This is a genomic window from Desulfovibrio sp. SGI.169, assembly GCF_050313595.1.
Lineage (GTDB): Bacteria > Desulfobacterota > Desulfovibrionia > Desulfovibrionales > Desulfovibrionaceae > Desulfovibrio.
This window is the reverse complement of the sequence record NZ_JBNPLS010000001.1, coordinates 247,860-260,156: the sequence shown is the minus strand read 5'-3', so window position 1 is coordinate 260,156 and position 12,297 is coordinate 247,860. Positions and strand designations below refer to the sequence as shown.

The 12,297-nt window shown below is 64.5% G+C and carries 7 protein-coding genes; 3 read left to right on the top strand and 4 right to left on the bottom strand.

The features are described from left to right. The 4 genes from ACQRA4_RS01220 to ACQRA4_RS01205 all read right to left on the bottom strand — a co-directional run bounded on the left by ACQRA4_RS01220 (nucleotide 1) and on the right by ACQRA4_RS01205 (nucleotide 4,079). Nucleotides 1-1,929: a heme lyase CcmF/NrfE family subunit gene (locus ACQRA4_RS01220; protein ID WP_427821249.1), complete on the bottom strand. Its 1,929-nt coding sequence runs from the start codon at nucleotides 1,927-1,929 to the stop codon at nucleotides 1-3. Between the two features lie 94 nt (nucleotides 1,930-2,023). Continuing rightward, a complete protein-coding gene (locus tag ACQRA4_RS01215; RefSeq protein WP_427821248.1) occupies nucleotides 2,024-2,437 on the bottom strand; it encodes a cytochrome c maturation protein CcmE in 414 nt (137 codons plus the stop codon). A gap of 362 nt (nucleotides 2,438-2,799) precedes the next feature. Beyond that, nucleotides 2,800-3,486: a metal-dependent hydrolase gene (locus tag ACQRA4_RS01210; protein ID WP_427821247.1), complete on the bottom strand. Its 687-nt coding sequence runs from the start codon at nucleotides 3,484-3,486 to the stop codon at nucleotides 2,800-2,802. Continuing rightward, complete coding sequence (locus tag ACQRA4_RS01205) at nucleotides 3,483-4,079, bottom strand: UbiX family flavin prenyltransferase (RefSeq protein WP_427821313.1); 597 nt, start codon at nucleotides 4,077-4,079, stop codon at nucleotides 3,483-3,485. The genes ACQRA4_RS01210 and ACQRA4_RS01205 overlap by 4 nt, the downstream gene beginning before the upstream one ends. Before the next feature lie 231 nt (nucleotides 4,080-4,310). Between ACQRA4_RS01205 and selB the strand changes: the two genes are divergently transcribed. From selB to nifJ, 3 genes are all read left to right on the top strand, one after another. Then, a complete protein-coding gene (selB, locus tag ACQRA4_RS01200; protein WP_427821246.1) occupies nucleotides 4,311-6,257 on the top strand; it encodes a selenocysteine-specific translation elongation factor in 1,947 nt (648 codons plus the stop codon). 63 nt (nucleotides 6,258-6,320) lie between these two features. Then, complete coding sequence (locus ACQRA4_RS01195) at nucleotides 6,321-8,030, top strand: FAD-dependent oxidoreductase (RefSeq protein WP_427821245.1); 1,710 nt, start codon at nucleotides 6,321-6,323, stop codon at nucleotides 8,028-8,030. Nucleotides 8,031-8,570: 540 nt separating this feature from the next. Beyond that, on the top strand, nucleotides 8,571-12,104 hold the full coding sequence (nifJ, locus tag ACQRA4_RS01190) for a pyruvate:ferredoxin (flavodoxin) oxidoreductase (RefSeq protein WP_427821244.1): 3,534 nt from the start codon (nucleotides 8,571-8,573) through the stop codon (nucleotides 12,102-12,104). Nucleotides 12,105-12,297 lie beyond the last annotated feature (193 nt).

Sequence of the window (12,297 nt, the reverse complement as noted above, 5' to 3'; positions counted from 1 at the left end):
TCAGGGCCTGCCGTCATCCGGCCCGCCGCTGTCTTCGGGCTTTTCCGTAGGGAAAGCCCGGCGGCGCAGGCCCAGCAGGGGCAGCAGGCACATCAGCGCGCCGCCGATCCATATCCAGTTGACCAGCGGTTCCACGCTGACCTTGACCAGCACGCGCAAATCCTCGTCCAGCCCCAGCAGGGAGCCGTAAATCTCATTGCCGAGGCCCGGAATGACATCCACCTCGGAGAACTGCATGTTGCCGAACTTGTCGTATATGCGGCGTTCCGGCGCGATGACGCCGAGGGTTTTGCCGTCCTTGCTGATTTGCAGGCGGGCCGCGATATACTCGTAACCGGGCTGGCGGCCGTCCTGAATGTCCAGCAGAGTGGCGACATAGCCGCCCACCTGTTCGCTCTGGCCCTTGGCCAGCAGCATTTCCTTGTCTTGCGTGTACGGGCCGGAAAAGGCGATGCCCAGCGCGGCCAGGGCCAGCCCCAGATGCGCGCCCAGCGCGCCCAGGCTGGCGGGCCTGCGGCGGACGGCGCTGTCAGCCAGCAGCAGCGCCACGCCCAGGGCAATGCCAATGGCGGCGGATGCGCTCAGCAGAGCCGTGGGCCGGCGGTAGCCCAGCGCCCAGATGACCGCGGCGGCGGCCGCAAAGGCGCCCAGCACGGCGAAAAAACGCCCCTTGTCGCGCAGGCCGCCGTTCCAGCCGAGCCAGGGGCAGGCCGCCATCATGACCAGCAGCAGCGCGCCCAGGGGCAGGCAGACCCGGTTGTAAAAATTGGCGTCCAGACCACGCGGGGCTGTGGTCCAGAGCTTGCTGATCACCGGCCACATGGTGGCGGTCAGAATAATGGCCGCCAGAGCCAGCAGCACCCAGGCCACCAGAGTCAGCAAACCCTCGCGGCTGTCCAGCCCGGCCAGGGGCCCGCCCTCGCGCGGGGCCGCGCAGGCCGCCCAGAAGGTGACCGCCAGCCCGGCCAGCACAAAAACGGTCAGGGGCGTGCCCACGCTGCCGTCGCCAAAGGCGTGCACCGAATCAATGACCCCGCTGCGCACCAGATAGGTGGCGAAAAAGGCCGATACCGTGGTCAGGGACATCATGGCGACATTGACCCGGCCCAGCTTGCCCCGCCGTTCTTCAACGATCAGGGTGTGCAGGGCGGCCGTGCCCATGAGCCAGGGAATCAGGGAGGCGTTTTCCACCGGGTCCCACGCCCAGTAGCCGCCCCAGCCCAGCTCCATATACGCCCACCACGCGCCCAGCACGATGCCCGCCGTAAGGAAAAGCCAGGCCAGGATGATGAAGGGCCGCGTCAGACGAAACCAGGGCCCTTCGCTGTCCTTCCCGTGGGAAAGCGCCTGGGCCAGGGCCAGACAGGCGGGCACGGTAAAACCGCCGTATCCCAGAAAGAGCAGGGGCGGGTGAAAAATCATGCCCGGATTCTGAAGCAGGGGGTTCAGCCCGTTGCCGTCAGCCGGGGCCGGGCTCTGCATCAGGAAGGGGTTGCTCCAGTTGGTCAGAATCAGGGTGAAAAAGGCCATGATTGTGTAAAAGAAGGTCCAGTACCAGAGGCGGGTGGCGGGGCTCAGGCGGCGACAGGCCCGGGTGCAGGCGAAAATGCTGCCGCTCAGGGCCACGGCCAGCGCCCAGAAGAGCATGGAGCCGGGCTGACCGGCCCAGAAGGCGGTCAGGCGGTAGAAGACCGGCAGAATCCTGTCCGTGTAGCTGGCCACATATTGCAGGCTGAAATCATGCCAGAAGAGCGCGTGCAGCAGCAGGGCCGACGCCAGCAGCAGCGCGCCGCTGATGAGCCAGTGGGCTTTTTCCGCCAGGCGCGGGCTGTCGCCGCGCCCCTGCCAGAGCTGGAGCAAAGCCATGCCGCCGCCGCCAAGGGCGCAAAGCAGGGCCAGAAGTTGCATGGCATAGGCAAAAACGTACATGTGGCTCCTTTAACGCGTGCATGAGGGGCGCGAGGCCCGGGCGGGCTTCGCGGCGGGACCGCGGAGCGCCCCTGGGGGCGCCTGGCCGCGTGGGCTAGCTGGTGCGGTTTTCTTTCTGGTACTTGGAAGGGCATTTGGTCATCAGGGTTTTGGCCGTGAAGCGGCCCTCCGACCCCATGCCCCCTTCCACAATGACTTCCGCCCCGGGCTTGAAGGTGTCAGGCACGACGCCGCTGTAGCTGACCACGATGGTCTGGCTGGCGTTGTCCTTGTCTTCAAGGCTGAAGGTGACGCCCAGCCCTCCCCGGTGTTTTTCAATGCCCTGCGAAGCCACAGTGCCAAACAGGCGGGCGGCGGTCAGCTTTTCCGGCGTGGCGGCCTTGGCCTCGGACACATTCAGAAAATAAACGCTGTTTTCCGAAAAGCCGGAATAGGCCAGATAACCCACGCCGCCCAGAAAGAGACAAAACGCGATGAGATAAACAGAGATATTTTTTTTGCAGGCCATGCCTCGCTCCGCTATTGCTGCTTCAATGGAAGGTCAGCCTACCCCATTTGGCGGCTTCTGACAAGATAAGATTTATTATCAATATCAGCGCAAAAATATGGCGGGCGTGGATTATGCTCTGGTGAAGCCGCCCGGTCACATTCGCATCCAGAAGCCGCGCGGGAGGCCCGCAGACCGGCGCGGCCTGGGCGGCGGAACGGCCTGCCTGTCGCGCTGCGGGCCTTTCAACGTGAAAAGTCGCTCCTGCCTTTGCGCGCGAGTCATGATAAGCGCAAGTCGCGGGCTTGCTCCGCGATGGCGTCATCAGGGGCGTTTTTTCCATGACGGCGGAAGCGGCGGCGGCAATGGAACGCATGCGCCGCTCATGCAAGGGACAGGCTCTGGCCGGGCCGCATGGCCATGCAGTCGCAACCGGGGCAGACCCTGGCCAGTTGCGCCTGAAAATCCTCAGTGCTCTGCGCCAGCACAGGAAAAGTGCCCCAGTGCATGGGAATGACCGATTTGCAGCCCAGCAGCTTGCAGGCCAGAGCGGCCTGGCGGGCGTCCATGGTGAACGCGCCGCCAATGGGCAGCAGGGCCACATCAATGGAATAAAGTTGCCCCCAGAGTTCCATGCCGCTGAAAATGCAGGTGTCGCCCGCGTGGTAAACCACGAGACCGTCGGGCATTTCAATGATGTAGCCCGCCGGAGCGCCGGAATCGCTGGAATGGAAAGCCTGGGTCATGGTGGCCCTGATGCCCTTGTGCTCCATGGTTCCGCCCATGTTGAAGCCAATGCCGTTAAGTATCTGCGCTTCGGGCACGCCGGCTTGCGCCAGTTTGCACGCCGTGCCCACGACGGCTCCCAACATGGCTCCGGTCGCGCGGCAGATTGGCGCGGCTTCGCCCACATGGTCGCCGTGGTCGTGCGTGACCAGCACCAGGTCCACGGCTCCCAGACTTTCCACAGTCACGCCGGAAGCGGGCGCGAAAAAGGGGTCAACAAGCACATGCGCCTGTGGGGCGCTGATTTTAAAGGCCGAATGGCCGTACCAGGTAATTTCGCTCATGCTCTTGCCTCATTTTCAATGCATTTTTCAGCCCAGCGCGTCAGATTGTGCGCCAGACCCAGTTGATCAAAAATGCGCCCGCTGGTCTGAAGAAGCATCTCCTCAAGACTGCGCGGCCGCAGATAAAAACCGGGAGAAAAAGGCATGATGACGGCCCCGGCCTCACGCAGGGTCAGCATATTGCGCAGATGCACGGCCGAAAGAGGGCTTTCACGCGTCACCAGCACCAGGCGCAGGCCCTCCTTGAGCGCCACATCGCCCGCCCGCTGGAGCAGGTTGCCCGTGGCTCCGGAAGCCAGCGCGCCCAGTGTGCCCATGGAGCAGGGCACAATCAGCATGGCCGCTGGCTCGTCGCCGTACCACCAGGAGCCGCTGGCCGGCCCGGCGGCCAGATCGTCCGGCTCATATGAATGCTCGGCGCACGCGGTCAGCAGCTCCGCCCCGGCCCCGCATTCGGCGCGCAGCACGGCGCGCGCGCCCTGTGAAACCACGCAGTGGGTTCGCACATCCGGCATGGCGGCCAGCCCGCGCAGCACGCACAAAGCCAGGGGCATGCCGCTGGCCCCGCTGACGCCCACCAGAATGTCGCGCATGTTTTTCTTCTCCTTGCCGTTCTTCATCCGGTCTTCTGCTTTTCCCATAAAAGCAGGGGGCTGGCAAATGCCCGCGTTCAGCGGCGCAGGGGCCGCCGCGCCAGACAGTGCATGGCTGATGTCAAAAAATATCTGTAATCAATTGCTGTTGTTCCATCCCCGCTTGCAATGACGCATGCCCCGGTGTATGCTGACCCTGAATACGGCGCGGTCGGGACAGGAGCGACAACTATGGCAGTCATTCTGGGTACGGCCGGACACATTGATCACGGCAAGACATCTCTGGTGCGCGCCCTCACCGGCATCGACTGCGACCGCCTGGAAGAGGAAAAGCGCCGGGGCATCACCATTGAACTGGGCTTTGCCTGGGTGGATCTGCCCGGCGGCGAACGTCTGGGCATTGTGGATGTGCCCGGCCATGAGCGGTTCGTCAAAAACATGGTGGCCGGGGCGGCGGGCGTGGACTTGGTCATGCTGGTCATCGCCGCGGACGAGGGCGTCATGCCCCAGACCCGCGAACATCTTGAAATCTGCTCTCTGCTGGGCATCCGCGACGGCTTTGTGGCCCTGACCAAAACCGATATGGTCGAGCCCGACTGGCTCGCCCTGGTCAGGGAGGACATTCAGCGCTTTCTGCAAGGCAGCTTTCTGGAAAACGCGCCTGTTTTTCCCGTCTCCTCGACAACGGGCGAAGGCGTGGACGCCCTCCGGGCCCACATTTTGCGATGCGCCGCCGAGACGCCGCCGCGACGGCGCGGCGACATTTTTCGTCTGCCCGTGGACCGCGTGTTCAGCATGAAGGGGCACGGCACGGTCATTACCGGCACGGTGATTTCCGGCACGGTTCACAGCGGGGATGAAGCCTGCTTCATGCCGCCGGGCCTGCCCACCCGCGCGCGCGGCCTGCAACGGCATGGCAGGGCCGTAAACGCGGTGGACGCGGGCCAGCGTTGCGCGGTCAACGTGCAGGGCCTGGAAGTCACGGAAATCGAGCGCGGTTTTGTGCTGGCCCGGCCCGGCGAGCTTTTTCCCTCCCGGCGCTGGCTGCTTCGCCTGACCTGTCTTGCCTCCGCCCCGCGGCCCTTGCGCCAGCGGGTGGAAATACATTTTCACCATGGCACGCGCGAATGCCCGGCCCGCGTGGTTTTTCGCGACCGCGACAGGCTGGCCCCCGGTGAAACCGCCCTGGCCGAAGCGCGTTTTGCCGAAGACATGGTGGGCGTGTTTGGCGATCATTGCGTATTGCGGGCCTATTCGCCCCTGCGTACCGTGGCCGGAGGCACGCTGGTCAGCCCTCTGCCGCCGGAGCTGCGCCGCAAGGATCCGGCGCTGACCGACAAGCTGAACCTGCTGCAAAGCCTGCCCGGCCTGCACGAGCGCGCCTGCAACGGCAAGGCCGAGGAGCGCGCGGCCCTGGTTCGCGCCGTTCTGCTGCTGCGCGGCAGGGAGGGGGCCGACGAGGCCCGGCTCAAGGCGCTCACCGCCTTGTCCGCGTCCGCCCTGGAATCCGGCCTGAATCTGCTGTCTTCCAGGGGCGAGGCTCTCTGCTGGGACAGGGAGAGCCGCCTTTGGATCAGCCAGACGGCCTTCACGGATCTGCTGACGGCCTGCCTGACGCGCGCGGCGGACCTGCACCGCAAGGATCCGCTCAAACCGGCCTTTTCACGCAACGCCCTGTGGGCCGGCTGGGGCAGAAATCTGCCGCCGCGACTGATTCAGAAGCTGCTGGACGCGGCCCTCAGGCAGGGCCGGCTGGCCGTGGAAGGCGAGGGCCTGCGCCTGCCGGAGCATAAAGTCACCCTGGCGGCGGATCAGGCCGGCCTGCGGCAACGCCTGCTGGAAGCCCACCAGCGCGCGGGCCTTACCCCGCCCAACCTCAAGGATGCGCTGGAAGAGCTGGGCGTCAGCGCCAAGGAGGCCGCGCCCGTGCTGCGCCTGCTCTGCGAGGAGGGCGCTCTGGTCAGGGTGAGGGACGGCCTTTATTATGACGGCGTCGCGCTGGGCGGCGTTCTGGAACAGGTGCGCCGCTGGTTCGCCGATCATGAAAACCTGGATGTGGGCGGCCTGAAGGAAATGCTGGGCCTGTCCCGCAAATATCTCATCGCTCTGCTGGAATACATGGACAATACGCGGATAACCGTGCGGGTTGGCGACCAGCGCCGCTACCGGGGGCGCTGACATGCCGTTCGCCCGCTGGCTGTAGCGTCTGTGGCAGCATCTATAAATATCAGGAGTGTTCTTATGGCTGAAAAAATTGTTGTTGTGGGCGGCGTGGCCCTGGGGCCCAAAGCCGCCTCCCGCTGCATGCGGCTGATGCCCGACGCCGAAGTGACCCTTGTGGATGAAAACGTCTACATCTCCTACGGCGGTTGCGGCATCCCCTATTATGTTTCCGGCGAAATCCAGAATCTGGACGACCTGCGCTCCACGCCCTACCACACATTGCGCGACCCCGCGTTTTTCCGCGCCATGAAGGGCTTTACCGTGCGCACCCAGACCCGCGCCCTGGCCATTGACCGCGCGGCCAAAACCCTGCTGGTCAGGGATGTTGTCAGCGGCGGGGAGGAAAAACTGCCTTACGACAAACTGGTGCTGGCCACGGGCGCGAGCCCGCGCGTGCCGCCGGTGGAGGGCAAAGACCTGGGCAACGTGCTTTCGCTCACCCGCCTGGAGGCCGCCGGCGCCATTCGCGCGGCCTGCCAGGAGGGCAAGGTCAGCGAGGCCGTCATCGTGGGCGGCGGCTTCATCGGCCTGGAAGCGGCCGTGGCCCTGGCCGACATGTGGGGCGTCAAGGTCAGCGTGGTGGAAATGATGGATCAGATTCTGCCGGGCGTGCTTTCTCATTCCCTGGCGAAAATGGCCGCGCATGACTGCGAAAGCCACAAGGTGCGGGTCTACGCTTCAGAGAAGGTGCTCAGGCTGGAGGGCAAGGACGGCGCGGTGGCCAAGGTGGTCACGGACAAGCGCGAACTGCCCGCCCAGCTTGTGATTTTCGCCGCCGGCTTCATCCCCAACGGGCAACTGGCCAAGGATGCGGGGCTTGAAGTGGCCCCCTTCGGCGCGGTGGTGGTGGACGAGCGCATGCGCACCTCCGACCCGGCCATCTATGCGGGCGGCGACTGCGTGTGCATCAAAAACATCATCACCGGCAAGCCGGGGTATCTGCCCCTGGGCAGCATGGCCAACCGCCAGGGCCGGGTCATCGGCACCAATCTGGCGGGCGGCGACGCCACCTTCCCCGGCTATGTGGGAACCTGGGCGGTGAAACTGTTCGGCCTGTCCTTCTGCGGCGCGGGCCTTACCGTGGAGCGCGCCCGGAAGGAGGGCTTTGACGCCATTGGCGTCAGCGTGGAACAACTGGACCGCGCCCACTTTTACCCTGAAAAGAACATGATGAGCCTGGAACTGGTGGTGGATAAGCCCACCCGCCGCGTGCTGGGCATCCAGGGGGCCTGCTCGGCTGGCGACGCCCTCAAGGCCCGCGTGGACGCCGTGGCTGGCGTGCTGCAATACGCCAAACCCACGGTGGAGGACATTTCCAACCTGGAAATTTCCTACGCGCCGCCCTTCGCCTCGGCCATGGACGTGGTCAACGTGGTGGCCAACGTGGCGGACAATGTGCTGTCCGGGCGCTTCAGGCCCGTGACCGGCGACGAATTTATGGAGCTGTGGAAAAATCGCGGCCAGAACCATGTGTTCTTTATTGACGCGCGCCCGGCCAAGGCCGGCCAGGCCGTGCAGGCCGAACATCCGGAATGGCACTCCATTCCGCTGGAGGAAATGGCGGCCAGGGCAGGCGAAGTGCCCAAAGACCGGCCGGTGGCCCTCATCTGCAATACGGGCCTGCGCGCCTATGACAGCCTGCTGATCCTGGCCCGCAACGGCGTCGCCGATGTGGTCAACTCCACGGGCGGCATGCAGGCCGTGACCAAGATGGGCCTGAAACCGTAAGACGCGACCCGCGTCCGGCATTCACGGGTTCCGCGCCTCAGGAACACGGCGCGGGGCCCTTTTTTCCCGCCTTGCCGCCTCTTTTGCCCCCGCGTGTCGTCCGTGCCCCCGCCTCCGCGTTTCCAAGCCGCCCGACCACGGGCGGCAAGAGAAATATTTTTCACAATCGCCACGCTTTTTAACTGTTCAATCAAACAATTTTATGCTAGGCTTCCTGTCTGAAGTCAGGGGCAAAGAGGCATATCCGAGGCATATCCGGCTTTCACCGGGCCCGCCTGCCCGCGGCCCGCCGACCGGGCGACAAGCGCCCGCCAGGGCAATCTTCTGTGGACGAACAGGGGCGGATCAGTTAAACTGTCTCATCCCGCGGCACACGCCCCAGCATGATTCACAGAACGGCGGGCGGCGCCCCGACGCCGAAGGCGCTTTGCCTTTTGCGCGGTTTTTTCATTGATCACGCGCCTTGCCGGGTCGTTCGTGGCGGCCCGGAGCCGATACGGAAACAACATTGCGCGCCAGCGCGGCGCCAAGGAGGAACAGATGGCTAAAATGAAAACCATGGACGGCAATAACGCCACCACGCACATTGCCTACGCGCTCTCCGAGACAGCGGCCATTTACCCCATCACGCCTTCCTCGGTCATGGGCGAGGTGATGGACGAAATGGCCGCCAGGGGCCGCAAGAACGTGCTGGGCCAGACGGTCATCGTGCGTGAAATGCAGTCCGAAGCCGGCGCCGCGGGCGTTGTGCACGGCATGCTGGCCGGCGGTTCGCTGACTTCCACCTACACGGCCTCCCAGGGTCTGCTGCTGATGATCCCCAACATGTACAAAATCTCCGGCGAACTGCTTCCCGGCGTTTTTCATGTGGCGGCCCGCGCCCTGGCTTCCCACGCCCTGTCCATTTTCGGCGACCATCAGGACGTGATGGCCGCCCGCCAGACGGGTTTCGCCTTCCTCTGCGCCTCCTCGGTGCAGGAGTGCATGGACATGGCCCTGGTGGCCCACCTTTCGGCCATTGACGCCAGCCTGCCTTTCTGCCACTTCTTTGACGGCTTCCGCACCTCCCATGAAGTGCAGAAAATCGAAGTCATCGACTACGAAGACATCAAGAGCCTGGTGAACTGGGACAAGGTGGCCGAGTTCCGCGCCGGCGCCATGAACCCCGAACACCCCCATGTGCGCGGCACCGCCCAGAACCCCGACATCTACTTCCAGAACCGCGAAGCCTCCAACCTCTATTACGACGCCGTGCCCGGCATCGTGGTTGAAAACATGAAGAAGGTGGAGTCCATCACGGGCCGCAAATACCACCTCTTTGATTATGTGGGCCATCCGGAAGCCGACCGCGTGATCATCAGCATGGGCTCCTCCTGTGAGGTGGTCGAGGAGACGGTCAACTACCTGAACGGCCTCGGCCAGCGCGTGGGCCTGGTCAAGGTGCGCCTGTTCCGTCCCTTCTCGGCCGCGCACCTGCTGCGCGCCATTCCGGCCACCACGACCTGCATCTCGGTGCTGGACCGCACCAAGGAATGCGGCGCCCTGGGCGAACCCCTCTACCAGGATGTCTGCACCGCCTTCCTCGAAAAGGGCGAAGCCCCCACCATCGTGGGCGGCCGTTACGGTCTGGGCTCCAAAGATTTCACGCCGGGCATGGCCAAGGCCGTGTTTGACAACATGCTGGGCCTCCAGCCCAAGAACCACTTCACCGTGGGCATTAACGACGACGTGACCCACCTCTCCCTGGATGTGGAAGAGGAAATCGACACCGTGCCCGCCGGCACCGTGCAGTGCAAGTTCTTCGGCCTCGGCGCGGACGGCACCGTGGGCGCCAACAAGCAGGCCGTGAAGATCATCGGCGACAACACCGACATGTACGCCCAGGCCTACTTCGCCTATGACTCCAAGAAGTCCGGCGGCTTCACCGTTTCGCACCTGCGCTTCGGCAAGCAGCCCATCACCTCTTCCTACCTGATCACCCAGGCCGACTACATCGCCTGCCACAAGGCCGCCTATGTGACCATGTACGACATTCTGGAAGGCGTGAAGGAAGGCGGCACCTTCGTGCTGAACTCCAACTGGTCACTGGCCGACATGGAGAAGCACCTGCCCGCCTCCATGAAGCGGACCATCGCCCGCAAGAAGCTGAAATTCTACAATATCGACGCCGTGAAAGTGGCGCAGGAAGTGGGCCTCGGCGGCCGCATCAACATGATCATGCAGACGGCCTTCTTCAAGCTGGCCAACGTCATCGACTTCAACAAGGCCGTGGAGCTGCTCAAGGAATCCATCCAGAAGACCTATGGCCTCAAGGGCGACAAGGTCGTGAACATGAACATCGCGGCCGTCGAAAAGGCCAGCGGCGCTCTGGAAGAGATCAAGTACCCCGCCTCCTGGGCCGACACCACCGAAGGCGCGGTGGTCTGCCACTGCGACGACGATGACTACATCCGCGACATCGTGCGGCCCATCCTGGCCCAGCAGGGCGACAAGCTGCCCGTCTCGGCCATGGAGCCCGCCGGCCTCGTGCCCCTGGGCACCACGGCCTGCGAAAAGCGCGGCGTGGCCATCAATATTCCCGAATGGCAGGCGGCCAACTGCATCCAGTGCTGCCAGTGCTCCTTTGTCTGCCCGCATGCCGCCATCCGGCCCGTGGTGGCCTCCGAGGCGGAGCTGGAAGGCGCGCCCGCCGGCTTTGAAACCAAGGACGCCATCGGCAAGGAGCTCAAGGGCCTCAAGTTCCGCATTCAGGTCTATCCCGAAGACTGCCTGGGTTGCGGTTCCTGCGCCGAAGTCTGCCCCGCCAAGGAAAAGGCTCTGGTCATGAAGCCGCTGGACAGCCAGATGGAAGCCGAGAAAGCCAATCTGGCATTTGCCGAAGAGCATGTCAGCCTCAAGGACAATCTGCTGCCGCGCGACACCCTCAAGGGTTCGCAGCTTCAGCAGCCGCTGCATGAATTTTCCGGCGCCTGCGCCGGCTGCGGCGAAACCCCCTACGTCAAGGTGCTTACGCAGCTCTTCGGCGAACGCATGCTCATCGCCAACGCCACGGGCTGCTCGTCCATCTGGGGCGCCTCTTCGCCCACCACGCCCTACTGCACCAACAAGGACGGCTTCGGCCCGGCCTGGGGCAACTCCCTGTTTGAAGACGCCGCCGAATACGGCTGCGGCATGGGCCTGGCCTATGTGCAGCGCCGCAACCGCCTGGCCATGATCGTGGAAGAGGCCCTCAAGGACGAAAGCGCTTCCGCCGAGCTCAAGGCCGCCCTCAAGGGCTGGCTGGACAACAAGGACGACCCCGAAGGCTCCCGCAAGTACGGCGAGATGATTCTGGCCAATCTGGACGGCTTCGCGAGCCCGCTGGCCCAGGACCTCTGGGATATGGACGATCTCTACACCAAGAAGAGCGTCTGGATCTTCGGCGGCGACGGCTGGGGCTATGACATCGGTTACGGCGGCCTGGACCATGTGCTGGCCTCCGGCGATGACGTCAATGTGCTGCTGATGGATACCGAAGTGTACTCCAACACCGGCGGCCAGTCTTCCAAGGCCACGCCCCTGGGCGCGGTGGCGCAGTTCGCCGCCGCGGGCAAGCGCACCGGCAAGAAGGATCTGGGCCGCATGGCCATGACCTACGGTTACGTCTATGTGGCTTCCGTGGCCATGGGCGCGGACAAGCAGCAGGTGCTCAAAGCCTTCCGCGAGGCCGAAGCCTACAAGGGCACCTCCATCATCATCGCCTACGCGCCCTGCATCAACCAGGGCCTGCGCAGGGGCATGGGCAAGAGCATGGAAGAAGCCAAGATGGCCGTGCAGAGCGGCTACTGGCCCCTGTACCGCTACAACCCCGACCTCGCCAAGGAAAAGAAAAATCCCTTCCAGCTCGACAGCAAGGCCCCCAGCGCCGATCTGGGCGAATTCCTGGCGGGCGAAACCCGCTACGCCTCTCTGGACAAGACCGACCCCGAAGCCTCCAAGCGGCTGAAGAGCGATCTGGCCCAGGCCTATGCGGAGCGTTACGCCCTGCTCAAGCAGCTGGCTGACCTGCCCTATCCCCAGGTGGATGAGAAATAGCAACGCGCAACCGGCCGTCGCGCGTCCGGGGCTAGCCCGCCGGACGCGCGGGCGGCAGACATGAGGCGCGGCCCGCACACGGGCGGCGCAAGGCAGACGAAACAGACAGGGCGCGGCGGAAAAGCCGCGCCCCTTTTCACATCACGGGGCGCGCTCGCGCCAGCCCCGTTGTCGCCGGCTTCCGGCGCTGGTC